Below are 16,447 nucleotides of genomic sequence, written 5' to 3' on the forward strand. Positions count from 1 at the left end.
GGTCGTAACGGTTTGGCTGTTATCTTTGACTGTTATCTGTTTGACAGTTTGACAGTTAGCTGTAGGAGCTTTACGTCAAGTCAGGAAGGACGAATGACCAATACAATTGACCCGTGGCACCAGTTCGTTGCTGCGCTACAAAACGATATTTTGCCAATCTATGCACGGCATGAGGACGAATTTGATTATCCCAGAATTCACGGTAGACTACATATTTGTCGAAGTATTGTGTTGGCTGAAGTGATGGCATCGCTGTACACCCCTTTTGCTGAAGTCGATCGATTTGCAATTCGCTATGCTGTGGCCTTCCATGATTCTGCTCGGCAAGATAACGGTGTGGATATTTGGGAGTCGGCGAGCGCAGAAAATTGCTTCAATTACCTCAGGAAAACTCTAGCTATCGAGGATGTATGGGCCAGATCTATTTCGCAGTTGATTGTCAAACAAGGAACACCGCAAAGTATTAATCAACAAATTGCAGATGACGCAGATACGCTTGAAATCATGCGCTTGACAAAACTTGCTGGGTTTAAGCCAGCTTATTTACATTTTGGACAGAATATTCCTGAGTTGGGTGAGCTGAGAGAATCACTAATCAATGAAGCTTGGCAGCTGATCGATATCACGGAGCAGATCAAGGGGCGACTGTCGCCGCGGACCTATCTTGAAGATGTCATGGCTCTTGCTCAAGCTTATCCACTTTTAGCAGCGGGACTACACCATTTGAAAGCAGTTAGTTGAGCTACAGCCTTTTTCAGGCTAGTGAAGTATGAAAACGAGGTGCCAGCGCCCCTGCGTGGCGGCGAAGCGCCCACACCTCCTACACCTCACATGAGTGAAAAACGCTGTAAGCGGTAGATAAACGTTGTGTTGTACTATAGCAGGTTGAATCTAGTGGATAGTTGAGCGCTAATGTTTCTGAGAGCAAGCTGGCTGCTGCTAATTTGAACTGTTCGACGGCTAAGTTGGCCTGCAGCTACTGCGATCCATTCGGGTTTTACATCAACATTAAAAGACTTGAAACATTTCTTGGTTTCAGCAAAAGGGCGAGTAGAATAAGAAGTCTGGAATCAAAGGGAGAGTATCTGTATTCCACAATTTCCATAGCTCCACGCCTCCTAGAGCCAGGATCTCTGGCTGAGATTGCCTATGAATTTCACATAAATTGCTCAAGAAATTGACAAGCTAAAGAAATTGACAAGCTTCAGATTGAACTACTGCTGACAGAAGGTATTGCTTCACTCAATGAGTTCAATCTTGAAGGTAAATTCAAACGTGAATGGGATTGATAATCATTATTGAAACAGAAAGGTTCTGGAAATGGTCAGTCAGAAAACGATCGAAATCGTTAAGGCAACGGCACCGATTATCAGAGAGAAAGGTGAAGAGATTACTCGGCGAATGTATGAAATCACCTTTGAAGAACGACCTGACTATAAACGCAGTTTTGAAACAACCTGGATGCAGCATCTGGATGGAGGTGGGCAGGCTCACAAACTAGCTGCCGCCGTTTATGCTTACGCTACTCACATTGACCGCCTCGATGAGCTGGCGACCGCAGTAGATGCCATTGCCCATCGGCATGTAGACACTCACATCCTGCCTGAACAATATCCGCTGATTGGCGAAAAACTGTTGCAAGCGATGAAAGATGTGTTGCAAGATGCTGCTACAGATGAAGTAATTGCGGCATGGGCCGAAGCGTATGAGGCTCTAGCAACCCTCTTTATTCAACGAGAAAAGGCAATCTATCAACAAGAAGACCAAGAACTGACTCAGCAGTTGGCAAAAACGAACCCCTTGAGTGCGGCGGAGAGACTATCATGAGTAGATTCATTCAAGCGGCGAGGCTGACGTTGGGCAACGAAGGTCAACGGCTCAATGTACTGGGCGATAGCCAGCGAGTGATTCTGACGGGTGAGGATACGGGTGGCCTATATGCTCTGATTGAGAACTTTAATCCCCCAGGTATGAGTATTCCGCTTCACCTGCATCACAACGAAGATGAGACGTTTAATGTTCTAGAGGGTGTGAGTTTCGGATTGGGGTGGAAACAATTACAGCAAATACGGGGACGACCGTTTACTTGCCGCGCAACATGCCGCATGCGTTTGCCATTGTTGGCGATAGACCTGCCAAAATGCTGATTATGCTGATGCCGGCGGGGCTAGAGAAGTATTTTGAAGAACTCAGTCAACTCCCATCTGGTGAATCACCTAATATGGAAGAGGTGATGGCAATCTCCGCTCGATACGGCATTGAGCTGCTGTTTGGCCCTGAACATGCACTCGTTTGATCCCCTACCGGACGAGCCAATTTGAGCCGCAAGATTGAAGCTGATTAAAGACTCTGATTAAAGACTCTTTTGAGAGAAAACTGGGGGCTGCAAATGCATACGGCAACAGAAGGCTATGTTCGGGCTGCCTCAGTAGAACAGGTGCGCAAGGCGGGGCGCTTAGTGGTGGCCATCGGTGGCCATACTGTTCTCTTGATTCATGAGCATGACCACATCTATGCGGTGGATAATCGCTGTCCCCACATGGGGTTTCCGCTACATCGGGGCACGGTGAAGGATTGTATTCTCACCTGTGATTGGCACTATGCCCGCTTTGATCTGATGAGTGGGGGCACGTTTGACCTCTGGGCTGATGATTTACCGACCTTTCCGGTGCAGATCCAGGATGGTGAAGTGTGGATTGATCTAGCGGCCCACACCAATTCCTTGGACCATCACCGGCAGCGGCTGCAAGATGGTTTAGAGCAGGGCATTTCGTTGGTGATTGGTAAATCGGTGATTGCCCTGTTGAGTCAGGGAAACTATGCCACGGAAGCCTTTCGGATGGGATTAGAGTTTGGGGTGAGGTATCGCCAGAGCGGCTGGGATACCGGTTTGACGATTCACACCTGCATGATGAACCTGTTGCCCTATCTGGAGGCAGAAGACAAACCGCGGGCCATGTATCACGGTTTAGCCGCAGTGGCTCGCGATACGAGCAATCAACCGCCCCGGTTTCCGATCCAACCGTTACCGGAGTCCAACCATCTAGAGAAGTTACCGATGCTGCAAACCTGGTTTCGCCAGTTTGTGGAGGTGAGGGATGCAGACGGGGCCGAGCGCTGTTTGGCGTCTGCGATTCAGGCTGGGGCTTCCCCAACCCAACTGGCTCAGATGCTATTCACAGTTGTGACGGACCATCGCTATCTGGATGTGGGCCATTCGCTAGACTTTACGAATAAAGCGTTAGAGGCCCTGGATGCGACGGACTGGCAAAATGCAGAGCTGGTTCTAACCAGTTTGGTGGCTGGCTATACGCAAGCCTCGCGGATGGAAGAGTCTCGATCGTGGCGGTATCCGGTGGATCTGGTGGCAATTTTGGAGCAGGCGTTTGCCGCGTTGCCAGCAGCGTTAGCGGCAGGACACAGTCAACTGGGGCGGTGGGATGGGCGTGACTCGCTGGTTTCAGTTTTGCTGGGAGACGATGCTGCGGCGATTGCTGCGGCACTCCTGGATGCGCTGCGTCAGGGATGCTCTGAGGTGGAGTTGGCCGGAATCGTGACCTATGCTGCGGCTCTACGGATTGCCCAATTTAGCACGAACAATGATTTCAGCGATTGGGATAGTGCTCACCATACCTTTACCTTTGCCCATGCAGTGCATCAAAGCATGAAACGAGTGGCGTCGCTGGAGCTGTTACGTGGTGTGTTTGATGCGGCGATGAGTGTGTATCTGAATCGGTTTTTGAATGTGCCTGCGGCTCGCCTGCCCAAGTCTGACAAAACTGTGGATAATCCGGCGGAACTGTTACAGGAATTGCCGGGGCTATTGGATCGCCAGCAGCAGGTGGAGCGAGTTGGGGAATTGGTGGGTTGCTATCTTTACAGTGGAGGCAAGCCAGAAGCAGTTTTGGCTCTGTTAGGCAAGCTGCTGTTGCGCGAAGATCGACAATTTCATGTGATTCAGGAAGTGGAAGCGGCGTTTCGGCAATATTCCCAGTTGGGTAACTCTGCTACTGGGATCAATGTGCTGGTGGCGGCATCGCGCTATCTGGCTGCTCATACTCCGACGATGCGCTCGCAGGAGCAAACGTATCAAATGGCGGATCGGCTGCATCGGGGCGATCGGGTGTTTGAGGCTGCTGACTGAATCATCTGATCTAGCTTTTTCCACTCTGGTAAGGTACGAGGGGTGTGGGAGCTTCGCCCCACGCAGGAGCACGGCCCTTGCATCCCATTTTTTGTACTTCATTAGCCTGAAAAAGGCCGTATCAATTTTGAATTTTAAATTTATAGCCCTGAGGGTATGGCGGCGTTGGGGTTTGAGCAACGTTGGCTGTAGGGCTGGCTGTAGCGCTTCCAGTCTGCTATTTGTGTCTATGTTTGTGGCAAACGGAAATTGCCGTGGTGCGGGTACGACTGATTTGAGAAACTTCACATTATCATGTGTATTAAATTTGAGAATATTATGTGTTATTAGTATCACTAATTTTCCATTTTAGTATTCAATCTAAATACTCATATATTCAGATATATATCTGAAATTAACTTTTTAACAGAATTTATATTCGCTCAGCGTGTGTTTTCCATCTGGAAGGGGGTTATGCAGTTTGACGCCGCAAAACTGAAGAAACTGAAGACGCAACCGGTGCGATTGCTGCACTCGAAAATCACTCGCAAATTTAGCCCAACAACCGTGAGAACTGAAATTTTGGCGGGGGTGACGGTGGCTTTAGCGCTGATTCCCGAGTCTTTAGCATTTGCGACAATTGCGGGTGTTAGTCCGATGGTGGCGCTCTACACGTCTTTCTCGATGGCGGTGGTCATTGCCTTTACGGGAGGGCGGATTGCCATGATCTCGGCGGCGACTGGCTCGATGGCATTGCTGATGGTGAACTTGGTGCAGCAGCATGGGGTGGAGTACCTGTTTGCGGCTACGATTTTGACGGGGATTTTGCAGTTGCTAATCGGGATTGGCCGGTTGGATCGGTTTTTTAGCTTTATTCCGCCAGCAGTGATTGCTGGTTTTGTGAATGCGTTGGGGATTTTGATTTTTGTGGCGCAGCTCCAGCAGCTTCCGGGCGAATCTTGGCCGGCTTATGGGATGGTGGCGGCTACGCTGGTGATTGTCTATTTGTTTCCGCGTCTGACGAAAGCGATTCCTGCACCACTGGTGGCGATTGTGGCGATGACGGCGGTGGCGATGGCAGCCAAGCTGGAGATGCGACGGGTGGGTGATATTGGCGAAATTACGCGCAATTTGCCGACGCTGCACCTGCCCCAGGTGAGTTTTTCGGTTGAAACTTTGGCGATTATTCTGCCCTATGCCGTAACGTTGGCAATTGTGGGTTTGCTGGAGTCGCTGCTGACGGCGGCGTTGATCGATGAGATGACGGATTCGCCTAGCTCAAAGAATCGCGAGGTGCGCGGTCAGGGAATTGCTAATATCGTCACGGGTTTTCTGGGTGGTATGGCTGGGTGTGGGATGGTTGGGCAGTCGATTATCAACGTGCGCTCTGGAGCGAGACGCCGGTTATCGACCTGTGTGGCGGGGGGGGGCTGCTGTTTTCGATCTATATTCTGCGGGATGTAGTACAGCAGATCCCGATGGCGGCCTTGGTGGGGGTGATGATCATGGTGGCGTTTGAAACGTTCGATTGGCAATCGTTGAAGGAGTTACGGAAAGCGCCTCTGAATGAGGCGTTGATTATGCCGATTACTGTGGCGGTGACAATCTGGACGCATAACTTAGCGTATGGGGTGTTGGTCGGCGTGGTGTTGAGTGTGTTGATGTTTGGCTGGCAAGCGGCAAAGATTTCTTTAATGGCGTCGATTAACCGCGAAGGAACTAAAGTCTACCATGTTGCTGGACAGTTGTTTTTTGGTTCGGCAGCCCAGTTGAGCACTAGTTTTGACTATCAAAGCGATCTCGATATGATTGCGATTGACTTTAGCCATACTCATGTCTGGGACTATGCCGCGGCTCAAGCTACGGCTAAAGTGGTAGAAAAATATCAGCGGTTGAATAAACGGGTGACGCTGATTGGTTTGGACTCACAAAGTTATGGCTTGATGACGGCGGCGGGTATTCCTACAAGCTTGCTGAATCTGAAGCAGGGGACGGGGAGACGGATGAAGGAAGCCTAAAACGAATATTGATTGAATACGGCTTGATTGCCTTGCTGATCGAATGAGAAGACGGTGAAGGAATCACGCTGGTCCCCGGATTCCATGCCGGGTGTGCCGATTGGCATCCCTGGAACGGTAATTCCGACTAGGTTGGGCCGTTGGGCGAGGAGGCGCTGGATATCGGCGATGGGAACATGGCCTTCGATGACGTAGCCATCGATAATGGCGGTGTGGCAGGAGCTGAGCTGGTCGGGGACGCCGTATTGCTGTTTCAGGCTTTCTAGATCGTCTGTCTCAATGCTCTGGGGCTGGAATCCGGCTGCGGCGAGGTGCTCAATCCAACGGCCACAGCAGTGACAGGAGGGGTCACGGTAGACTACGGCTGAGGGTTCAGACTCGGCCACGGCGGTTTGCATGGGCCAGAGCAGGGTGGCTAGCGTGAGCAAACTGGTGATCCAGCTAAGGATGAGAATCTGAACTAGGTTTTTGATTCTGATCATGAATTCGTTTGATGATGGATTGACTTGATGATGGATTGACTGTGCTTTGATCCTAGCGTGCATGTTTGTGCTGAAGATCAGAAGCTTGATTGGTGCTCTAGCGATCTGACTTTATCCAACCTCTTGTACGGTTTTTGCCCGACTTTTTCAGACTGACAGCCGTGGGTTCCTACCTTAATCTGAACACTAGATTGATTTCACGGAACTTCATGCAATGATGCAAAGAACGCTTTATCTGTTTCTGTTGCTTGGCAGGGCGGTTGCTACCCTCGGAATTACTTCCCTGCCTATGTTGGTAGTGCCCCAAATTGAGACCTCTGCTGCCAAAACGTCTGTACAACTTGAGCGCTATTTGATTAGCTTGGGATAGATGGTGCGGGCGGCCAGCACGGAAAACAGCAGCAGGAGTGCGATCAACCAGGCTAGCTTGAGCGGCCACAGGTCGGGTGTGGCGAGATTCCAGCGGAGTAAATCGGTAAGGGAGGAGAGGGGTAATACGGCGGCGATGCGTTCGAGAACGGGCGGTAAGGTTTCGCGGGGAAAGTAGGTGCCACAGAGAGTGAACATGGGCACGATTAACATGAAAATCGGAACGTTGATTTGGTCGATTTGCTGGACAAGGCCAGCGGTTAATAGACCCATTGCGCCAAATACTAAACTGCCGAGCAGCATAATCGGCAGGGCAAAGAGTAGGTTCCAGCCGGAGTACAGCCCCCAGAGCAGGGCTATTACTCCGGTGAGGGTGCCGGCAATCATGCCTTTGGTGGTGGCCCAGAGCCAGTCGCCTAGAAAGACTTCCGTGAAACTCAGGGGTCCGGTTAGAAGGGCGCTCCAGGTTTTCTGATAGTTGAGGCGAATAAAGCTGGCGTAGGCTCCTTCAAAAAAGGACTGAAACAGGACGCCAATTGCCATCATGGCGGGGGCAATGAATTTGAGATAGGGAATGGCTTGGCCGCCGTACATTACGTCCCCGATCAGTGGCGTTAACCCGTAGCCAAAGGCAACCAGGTAGATGATGGGTTCTGAGAGGGGCGGAAGGCAGTTGACCAGCCAGGTGCGTTGGTAGACTCTGGCATGGCGATGCCAAACGGTGTAGATGCCCCAGAGGGTGATGGGTGAAAACTTCATTGCAATCGGTCTCCGGTTAAGCGCAGAAATACGTCTTCGAGGTTGGCTGGACGACGGAGCAGGCGTTGGGGACGCAGGGATTCGAGCTGTTGGTATAGGGCATCGGTTTCGGTGGGAGGCAGAGCCACTAGGTAGCCATTGCCGAAGGAGCGACACCAGGTATGGTTGGTCAGGGTTTGAAGATGGGTGGTGTCAATGCCTTCAATTTCGGCGACTTCTTGACCGATGGTGCGTCGAATCAGTTCAATTGGTGTGCCTTGGTCGATCACTTGGCCTTGTTGCAGCAGCATTAGCCGGTCGCAGAGGCGTTGGGCTTCGTCCATGTAGTGGGTGGTGAGCAGGACGCCGCAGCCCTGTTCGCGCATGTAGGTGACGAGTTTCCAGAAGTCTTGGCGGGCGTCGGGGTCGAGGCCGGTGGTTGGCTCGTCGAGGAAGACGATCTGAGGCTGGTTGATCAGGGCGCGGGCGAGGACGAGGCGGCGTTTCATGCCACCGGATAGTTCGTCGATTGAGTTTTGGGCGTAGGCTTCGAGGTTGACGAGGGCCAACAGTTCTCCGGCGCGGACGCGGGCGGTTTTGCCGACAATCCGGTAGTGATGGGCGAAGTAGATCAGGTTTTCGATGACGGAAAAGTCGGGGTCGAGGTTGTCTTCTTGGGTGACGATGCCCATTTTGGCGCGGGCGATGGGACCACGGCCCTGAACGGAAATTTCACCGAGCTTGACGAAACCGCGACTGGGGACGACAGATCCATACAACATGCCGACGGTTGTGGTTTTGCCAGCGCCATTGGGTCCGAGTAGACCAAGGATTTCACCGGGGTTGAGGGTCAAACTGACGCCTTGGACAACGGGCTTGCTGCCGTATTGTTTCCATAGATCGTAGGCCACCAGCGCGGTTGCGCTGATTGGGGACTGAATGGTTGCCGCACTCATAAAATCTGCCTGTTTGATGTTGTTCTGCCCGTCCTTAGCTTCTAGTGCCTGGCTAGAATCTGCATCCTCCAACAGCACGAACCTGGATCCGGCTGGGCTGTCACCCATGATACTACAAAATACTACAAATCGGGATGCTTTTTGAGGCGCGTTGTTGGAGAATGAGACCGTTTGTACTAAGGAGAGCAGTAGATGGTGAATAGTGTTTCGGTGAGGGGCTTCGACGCGAGCGCTCAGCCGAGCGGTGAGGGGTGAGGGGTGGGGGGTGAGGGGCTTCGACGCGAGCGCACTGCCCCCATGGGGCCAGAAAAATCAGCCGAGCGGTGGGGGTGTTGACTATAAAGCGCTCGGGTTAGTAAATGAGGTTTAAGAGGCTAGAATCGGCTCCAGTCCTGCTCTTTCCTGGTCCTCCTACCCTGACCGACGGTGCATACACAAGTCGAGGATCCCCCCTAGCCCCGCTTGTATAAGGGGGAAGAGGCGAAGCCTGTGCGCAGCACCTACCAATTAGGGATTGGAGTCCCCCTTATCAAGGGGGATTTAGGGGGATCTCAATCTTGATTTACAAATTTTGAGAGGTTACTGGTAAGCTCAACGGAATGGCTTGATTTAGTGTAAGTCTTAGTGTAAGAGTGTAGACGTTTTGCTTCTCTAAAAGATTGCACCTCTAAGAAAGACGATCAGCCGTAATTAACCGATGCGGATGGCTGGGTGGACGGGCTGGTTTTTTTGAGGGAGGCCATTGCGGTAGCGATGATTTCGAGTGCTTGGTCGATTTGGGCAGTATTGACCATGAGATTGGTGACGGCGCGAATCGAGTGACTGCCGACGGCGAAAACGGCGACGCCCTGTTCGAGGAGGTGGGCGGCTAGGTCGGGGGCAGGAATTTCGGCAGTGTGGAATACGACAATGTTGGTTTGGACATCGGCTGGATCGATGAGGATGCCGTCGATTTGTTGCAATCCAAGGGCGAGCCGTTTGGCGTTGGCGTGGTCGTCTTGGAGGCGCTGGCGCTGGTGTTGCAGGGCGTAGAGTGCTCCGGCGGCAATGATTCCGGCTTGTCGCATACCGCCGCCCAACATTTTGCGGAATCGTCTGGCTCGCTGCATGTGGGTGGCTGAACCGACGAGGGCGGATCCGACGGGCGCACCTAATCCTTTGGAAAAGCAGACGCTGAGGGTATCGAAGGGTTTGGCGTAGTCGGCTTCGGAGATGCCGGTGGCGATGCAGGCGTTCCAGAAGCGGGCACCGTCGAGGTGCAGTTGGAGGTTGTGCTGGCGGCAGACTTGTTGGATTGCTTTGATCTCAGCAAGGGGAAAGATGCGACCACCGCCGCGGTTGTGGGTGTTTTCGAGGCAAACGAGTTTGGTGACGGGAAAGTGAACGTCGGCGGGGCGGAGGGTTTGCTGGAGTTGGGTGGCGCTGAATATACCGTGATCGCCTGGGATTAAGCGACACATGACGCCAGACAGGGCGGCTGGGCCGCCGGCTTCGTAGTAGTAGATGTGGGCTTCGGATTCTAAAATCACTTCGTCGCCGGGTTCGGTGTGGAGTCGGAGCGCGACTTGGTTGGTCATGGTGCCGGAGGGCATGTAGACGGCGGCTTCTTTGCCGAGCAAATTGGCGACGTAGGCTTCGAGTTGTTGGACGGTGGGGTCATCGCCGAGGACATCATCGCCGACTATGGCGTTGGCCATTGCGGCTCGCATTTCTGGGGTGGGTTGGGTGACGGTGTCGCTGCGGAGGTCGATCATGGTATGGGGGTGGAGGGGTGGAGGGGTGGAGGGGCTTCGCCGTGAGCGGCTCAGCCGAACGGTGGAGGGGTGGGGCGTGTTGCCGATTTTTCTAGTCCTGATTTTTCTGTCCTTGGAAGGGCAGTAGGGCAGTAGCAGTTGGGTAACGATTACTTTTTACTTTTACTTTTACTTTTTACTTTGAAGTGCGCTGGTTGGTATGGACCCGGACACTAGCACTTTAGCAAGTCAGTTTAAAAGTGACAGGGAAAGTTAAAAGTGACAGGAAAAGGGGGTAAATACAAAAAGCCCCAGTCGAGCGCGTGACTGGGTGCTTGATCCCGTTTTACTGGGAGTAATCTATCAGGGGAAGCTGAGATTTTGCTGAGAGGGGCGAGGGATGGGGTTTCTCAGGTTTCTCAGGTTTCTCAGCTAAGAATTAGATTGAATTCAGGTGAGTGTCAGAGTGGTTTCAGGTGGGTGGCGGATCATAACAATCAAGCACTGAAAAAACTCGTTTCTATCGGTGCTTAAGGAGATACTGTAATGAGACGTTTAGTTCTGGCAGCTCTATCTACTCTGGCTCTTGCTACCATTGCTGCTCCGACGCTTGCCCTAAGTCACCAAATCGAAAACCGGGGTGAGACAACCGCGAGTAAGTTGAATGAGCGTTTCCGCAAAGAGCGGCAGGAGATTCTAGATAAACTGAATGAGCGCTTCCGTAAGGAGCGGCAAGAAACATTGGATAGCTAATCAGAGTGCTACTGGATTAGTTAATTCAAGTTTGCTGAAGCAGTCTAATTTCTCAATTTTGGAGTTCTAAGTCAGTTTTTTAGTCCGGCAGTTGCTGTCGGGCTATTTTGTGTGAGTCAATGCCTGGATACCGTTTGATTTTGAATGAATTTGTGAATCCAAGGCGGCATAGGTCATTCAGCCCGATTAAACGATCAATTAAAGGGTCAAGGGAGTGGGGATATTTTGCCCATCGCAAACGAGATGCTTGCACTACAAATTTCAGGTTAGTGAAGTACGAAAAACGCGGTGCAGGGGCAGTGCCCCCCATACCTCCTATACCTCACATGAGTGAAAACGCTGCATCTGATTTGGATAGAGCGGGATGACCGAATTGGAGAAGATTTCAGTGTGCTTATCGTGAGTCTTGCTTGTCTAATTTTTAGTCTTATATTTAGATGAGTAGACTTCTATTGAGTCTAATTCTGCAACTATTAAGATTAACGTGAGACCGATTGAGGTTAGCTGGCGGCTAGACGTCGCGCCTACACAGAAGACAAAACCCGCCTGCACAGGTTTATCGTCCTACCTAGAGTCGGTGCAGGCTGCTTAGTTTGTGGAGTTGAAGTGAGGGATGTAGGAGGCTTTTCAAACGGGTTCTTACGCGGCTACTTGAATTCGAGAACAATTTGGACGCAGGGTTTCCCTTGAATTGACTCAATATAAGACTCATTGATTTGCTATAAGACTCAATTTGATAGATACAAGTCTCAAAATGGGACGAGTGAGATGGCTGGAGGAGTTGTGAAAATGGGATCCAGTGCGCTGGCGGGAGCTAGGGCTTGGCAGAAGTTGGCTGCTGCAAAGTTAATGGATTTTTGGGTGACAAATGACTAGGGTTAAAGAGGAGTATTTGCCTGGAATAGTGGAATTGGTGTTGTCTAGAATGAGGCAGGTTATAGGCTAGTTGAGAAAAACACCTGCTCGTTTCTACGCTCCGCTACCGGCAAAAGCAACCGATTTCTCTGCTTCAATCCTCTAAAAAAGGCGACAAAATTTAGTCCAATTTTAGGCCAGTCATTAAAATAGAAGACCCAAAAGCCTTAATTATCAAGAGCTTCAAAAATTTGATAGACTGCGTAGACCGCAGACGGGCAAGGCCAGGATTAGGGATCGCCGCAGTTGATGCTTGAAGCTGCTTGCGGGTAAAGGCGGTCAGTTTTTTGCTAAGCAAACCGCCGCATCATCCCCGGTTTGTCCAGGAGGTTGTTTCTTAATACAGCCAACCCGTTGGCGAATAATACCATTTCCCTTTGATTGAGCTACAGATCACCCAGCTCAACAGGCTACATCGTGCAGGTTCCGTAACTCAAAACTCAAAACTCAAAACTCAAAACTCAAAACTAAGAACTGGTATTACGCTTTCCTCTTGCCTCAACTCGATCGCCTCGTTTCGAATCTCTTCCGTTATCTCTTGCAAAGCTACGGCTCGATCGTTGCAGAGGGGGATGGGCTACTGGCGATTGAGTCAGGCTTAGGGCGGCTGTGGGCAAACGTGGTTGTAGTATTTGCAGCGGTTTTGAATGGCGGAGGTCGCTGAGTAGATGTCGGTTTCTGATGAGTTTAATTGCTGTTTCCGGAGTTCGGCTAGAGGTTTGGAGTTGCTGAGATCACGGCCGAAGCCCCGTTGCGTAGGGCACTCTCAGTCAATCCCATCTCAGCAATTTGGCTGATGGGGTTGCCCGATTGGGTGACAATCCGAACAGAACCGATTTACTACCCCTTTCTAGCAGCAAAATCATCAATAAAGCGAGCATTACTGTACCCACAGCGATGATGATGGCAGGGAATATGGGATGGATGATAGAGCTTACAGCAATAAGATTGACCCGTGCCCACAATTCCCAATCGATAGAAGTACGCCGCCAGAGCAGCCCCCAAAATAGGCGCAATCCAGTAAATCCATTGACTCTGCCAATACATCGCCAGTACCGCAGGAGCCAGCGATCGCACCGGATTCAAACTAGCTCCTGTCAACCGCGCCACCTGAAGATAGAGCAACGCGACAGTAACCGCCGCCGCCCACCCCGTATAGCGCATCCAGCGCGAATTCACCAGCACCAGCACCACCAGCATCAGCACAAACATCGCCACCGTCTCGACACCAAGTGCAATCGCCGGATGCACCCCCATACCCGGAACCGTCACCGCCCCACGAATACTGTGAAACAAATCCGGAAACAGCAGTCTTACCAATCCCGTTCCCAGAAATGCACCCATTCCCTGCATCAAGACATAGACCAGCGCATCCTGAGCCGAAATTTTATTGAGTATCCAAAACCCCAACGTCATCGCTGGATTCAGGTGCCCTCCAGCATACTGACCCAGTTTGGAATACACCACCCCCACAATCCCCGCGATTACACAAACCGCCTGTAGATACATGCGATATCGAAGGGTAGGAATCCACTGCACAATCGGCGAACCGGCACCAAAATTCCAGCAAGCCCAGGTAAAGGCATTGAAGATCAGCAGAGTCACGCCCACCAGTTCACAAATGTAGGCTTTTCTGCGGCTAGCTTGGCGCTGCTGAAGCGTGTGATAAGTCAGAGATTGGAGTATAGGAGTCATGGTATTCACTGCACTGTTGAATTAATTTGGCGATCAGGCCCGTCCAGCCCGTCTGGTGGCTAGCTCCAATTCCGGCACCGTTATCGCCGTGGAAATATTCGTAGAACAGAATCAGATCCCGCCAGTGGGGGTCAGACTGGAACTTTGAATGGCCGCCATGCACCGGACGCTGCCCCATCTGATTGCGCCCGAAAATATGCGTCAACCGCTGCGCCAGCTCCGCCGCCACCTGCCAGAGATTCAGCATCTGTCCAGAACCCTGAGGGCACTCCACCTGAAAATCATCACCCAAATAATGATGAAACTGCTGCAACGCTTCAATCAACAAGAAATTCACCGGAAACCAGACCGGCCCCCGCCAGTTGGAATTTCCACCAAACAGACCACTGCTCGACTCCGCCGGCTCATAATCCACCCGATGTTGCTGCCCACCGGCCTCAAAAATATAGGGATGCTCGGCATGATAACGAGAAACCGAGCGAATCCCATAGGGACTGAAAAACTCAGCTTCATCCAACATCCGCTCCAGAATCCGCCGCAGTTTTTCAGGATGAGCAATTGCCAACAAGCGCCGCGCCCCCATGCCCTCTGTTTCCAGAGACGCAATATTACGGCAGAGGTCAGGCCGATTCGCAACAAACCACTCCAAGCGCTCCTTAAAACCAGGCAACTGATTCAGCAGCGCCGGCTCCAAGGTCGAAACCGCAAACAGCGGAATCAATCCCACCAGCGAACGCACCTTCATCCGCAGCCGCTCACCATTCGGCAAATGCAGCACATCATAGTAGAACCCGTCCTCGTCATCCCAGAGCTGCGCCCCATCGCCGCCAATGTGGTTCATCGCATCAGCAATATAGAGAAAATGCTCAAAAAACTTAGTCGCCATATCCTCATAAGCCGGATTCTGCTTCGCCAATTCCAAAGCAATCGTCAGCATATTCAGGCAATACATCCCCATCCAGCTCGTGCCGTCCGACTGCTCGATATGGCCTCCCGTCGGCAAAGGCGCACTGCGATCAAACACGCCAATATTGTCCAATCCCAAAAAGCCGCCCTCAAACACATTGCTACCTTCCCGATCCTTGCGGTTCACCCACCAGGTAAAGTTAAGCAGCAGCTTGTGAAACACCCGCTCCAGAAATAACCGATCCCCTTTTCCGGTCATCTTTTGTTCAATCTTGTATACCCGCCAAGTTGCCCAAGCATGAACCGGCGGATTCACATCTCCAAACGCCCACTCGTAAGCCGGAATTTGTCCATTCGGATGCATATACCATTCGCGCGTCATCAAATCGAGCTGCGTTTTCGCAAACTCCGGATCGATCATCGCCAGCGGAATCGTGTGGAAGGCTAGATCCCAAGCCGCAAACCAGGGATACTCCCATTTGTCGCACATCGACAGCACATCTTCCGTTTCCAGATGAATCCATTGGTGATTGCGACCTCGGCGTCGTTCTAGCGATGGGGTCGGCATGGTTGGATCACCCTTCAGCCAGCGATCCACCGAATAGGAATAATATTGTTTATTCCAAAGCATCCCCGCAAATGCCTGCCGTTGGACTGCACGCAGATCCTGGCTCATTTCATAGGGCGCAATCCGAGCATAAAACTCATCTGCCTCCTGCTGCCGCTGCCGCAAAACTTGATCAAACGTTTCTACCGCAAATGCCGATTCAGAGACCTCACCTGTATCTCTTCTGAATCTGAGTCGAATCACCCGCGTTTCACCCGCAGCAATCCGCATCTGATAATCAACCGCTGCCTTTGTTCCCACCTGCGCCGGATTCACCGCCTCCGGCTGACCATGAATCAAAAAATTATGGATACCATCCTTGACATAGGCAGAGGCATTCGGCGCTCCATATAACTGCTGATGATTTGTTTCATTCTCCGTAAACAGCAGTGCCATATTCGCAGCCAACGACTGCTCGCAATCCAGTAGATACCGTCCCAAAACCGGATGAACCGCCTCAATCGCCGCAAACGGCCGCTCTTCCAGCTTGCGCAATATCGGTTTGGCCGCCTGCTCATCCCACGACCAGGTATTGCGAAACCAGAGAGACGGCAACACATGCAGCGGATGCGCCTCTGGTCCCCGGTTGGTGACGCTAATTTGGATTAAAACATCCTCCGCAGCGGCCTTCGCATATTCCACCTGCACATCAAAGTAGCGATCCTCGTCAAATACGCCGGTGTCAATCAGCTCAAACTCCGGATCGCGGCGCGATCGGCGTCGATTCTCCTCCACCAACTGCCCATAGGGATAGGCCCGCTGCGGATACTTATAGAGAAATTTCATATAGGAATGGGTAGGAGTACTGTCCAGATAAAAGTAATACTCTTTGACATCCTCCCCGTGGTTGCCCTCCGTGCCCGTCAACCCAAACAGCCGCTCCTTCAGAATCGCGTCATTGCCATTCCAGAGCGCAATCCCAAAACAAAGCAACTGACGATCGTCAGAAATGCCCCCAATCCCATCCTCACCCCAGCGGTAAGCCCGCGAACGCGCCTGATCGTGAGAGAAATAATCCCAGGCTTCACCATAGGGACTGTAATCCTCCCGCACCGTTCCCCACTGCCGATCGCTCAAATATGGTCCCCACTTCTTCCAGGCTACCTGACCCGCGCGAGCGGCTGCCAATCGTTCGTGTTCTGCCGTCATAGT

Annotated in this window: 14 protein-coding genes and 1 pseudogene; 9 read left to right on the forward strand and 6 right to left on the reverse strand. The window is 51.7% G+C overall.

What is annotated here, in order from left to right; genetic code table 11:
- Positions 1–93 precede the first annotated feature (93 nt).
- The 6 genes and pseudogenes from HJG54_RS24145 (at position 94) to HJG54_RS35555 (ending at position 6,141) form a co-directional block, all read left to right on the forward strand.
- Positions 94–741, forward strand: coding sequence for a hypothetical protein (locus HJG54_RS24145; protein WP_316431776.1), 648 nt, complete (start codon positions 94–96; stop codon positions 739–741).
- 579 nt (positions 742–1,320) lie between these two features.
- Positions 1,321–1,827, forward strand: coding sequence for a globin domain-containing protein (locus HJG54_RS24150; protein WP_316431777.1), 507 nt, complete (start codon positions 1,321–1,323; stop codon positions 1,825–1,827).
- Complete coding sequence (locus HJG54_RS24155; protein WP_316431778.1) at positions 1,824–2,147, forward strand: hypothetical protein; 324 nt, start codon at positions 1,824–1,826, stop codon at positions 2,145–2,147. Before HJG54_RS24150 ends, HJG54_RS24155 begins: the two co-directional genes overlap by 4 nt.
- Positions 2,141–2,296 (forward strand): hypothetical protein, encoded by a 156-nt coding sequence (locus HJG54_RS24160; protein ID WP_316431779.1) that lies wholly within the window; start codon positions 2,141–2,143, stop codon positions 2,294–2,296. Before HJG54_RS24155 ends, HJG54_RS24160 begins: the two co-directional genes overlap by 7 nt.
- Positions 2,297–2,389: 93 nt before the next feature.
- Positions 2,390–4,144 (forward strand): Rieske (2Fe-2S) protein, encoded by a 1,755-nt coding sequence (locus HJG54_RS24165; RefSeq protein WP_316431780.1) that lies wholly within the window; start codon positions 2,390–2,392, stop codon positions 4,142–4,144.
- A gap of 504 nt (positions 4,145–4,648) precedes the next feature.
- Positions 4,649–6,141 (forward strand): annotated as a pseudogene (locus HJG54_RS35555) (SulP family inorganic anion transporter).
- Here HJG54_RS35555 and HJG54_RS24180 read toward each other — a convergent pair.
- The 4 genes from HJG54_RS24180 to ltaE form a co-directional block, all read right to left on the reverse strand.
- Positions 6,138–6,623 carry a DUF411 domain-containing protein gene (locus HJG54_RS24180; protein ID WP_316431783.1) on the reverse strand — a complete coding sequence of 162 codons (486 nt, stop codon included), beginning with the start codon at positions 6,621–6,623 and terminating at the stop codon, positions 6,138–6,140. The pseudogene HJG54_RS35555 and the gene HJG54_RS24180 sit on opposite strands and share 4 nt — an antisense overlap.
- Positions 6,624–6,971: 348 nt before the next feature.
- Positions 6,972–7,751, reverse strand: a complete 780-nt coding sequence (locus HJG54_RS24185; RefSeq protein WP_316431784.1) for an ABC transporter permease — start codon at positions 7,749–7,751, stop codon at positions 6,972–6,974.
- Positions 7,748–8,794, reverse strand: coding sequence for an ATP-binding cassette domain-containing protein (locus tag HJG54_RS24190; RefSeq protein WP_316431785.1), 1,047 nt, complete (start codon positions 8,792–8,794; stop codon positions 7,748–7,750). Before HJG54_RS24190 ends, HJG54_RS24185 begins: the two co-directional genes overlap by 4 nt.
- Positions 8,795–9,366: 572 nt before the next feature.
- On the reverse strand, positions 9,367–10,440 hold the full coding sequence (gene ltaE, locus HJG54_RS24195) for a low-specificity L-threonine aldolase (RefSeq protein ID WP_316431786.1): 1,074 nt from the start codon (positions 10,438–10,440) through the stop codon (positions 9,367–9,369).
- On the opposite strand from ltaE, the gene HJG54_RS24200 reads away from it, so the two are divergent.
- The 3 genes from HJG54_RS24200 to HJG54_RS24210 all read left to right on the forward strand — a co-directional run bounded on the left by HJG54_RS24200 (position 10,439) and on the right by HJG54_RS24210 (position 12,751).
- Complete coding sequence (locus HJG54_RS24200) at positions 10,439–10,567, forward strand: hypothetical protein (protein ID WP_316431787.1); 129 nt, start codon at positions 10,439–10,441, stop codon at positions 10,565–10,567. The genes ltaE and HJG54_RS24200 overlap by 2 nt on opposite strands.
- Before the next feature lie 398 nt (positions 10,568–10,965).
- The gene (locus HJG54_RS24205) at positions 10,966–11,172 is read left to right on the forward strand and encodes a hypothetical protein (protein ID WP_316431788.1); all 207 of its coding nucleotides are present in this window, start codon (positions 10,966–10,968) and stop codon (positions 11,170–11,172) included.
- A 1,408-nt stretch (positions 11,173–12,580) separates the two neighbouring features.
- On the forward strand, positions 12,581–12,751 hold the full coding sequence (locus tag HJG54_RS24210; RefSeq protein ID WP_316431789.1) for a hypothetical protein: 171 nt from the start codon (positions 12,581–12,583) through the stop codon (positions 12,749–12,751).
- 176 nt (positions 12,752–12,927) lie between these two features.
- Here the strand turns inward: HJG54_RS24210 and HJG54_RS24215 are convergent, their stop codons facing one another.
- Both HJG54_RS24215 and HJG54_RS24220 read right to left on the reverse strand, forming a co-directional pair.
- On the reverse strand, positions 12,928–13,782 hold the full coding sequence (locus tag HJG54_RS24215; RefSeq protein ID WP_316431790.1) for an MIP/aquaporin family protein: 855 nt from the start codon (positions 13,780–13,782) through the stop codon (positions 12,928–12,930).
- Complete coding sequence (locus HJG54_RS24220; protein ID WP_316431791.1) at positions 13,727–16,444, reverse strand: MGH1-like glycoside hydrolase domain-containing protein; 2,718 nt, start codon at positions 16,442–16,444, stop codon at positions 13,727–13,729. Before HJG54_RS24220 ends, HJG54_RS24215 begins: the two co-directional genes overlap by 56 nt.
- Between the last annotated feature and the right edge of the window lie 3 nt (positions 16,445–16,447).

The sequence above is a fragment of the Leptolyngbya sp. NK1-12 genome, assembly GCF_032598965.1.
Lineage (GTDB): Bacteria > Cyanobacteriota > Cyanobacteriia > Elainellales > Elainellaceae > Elainella.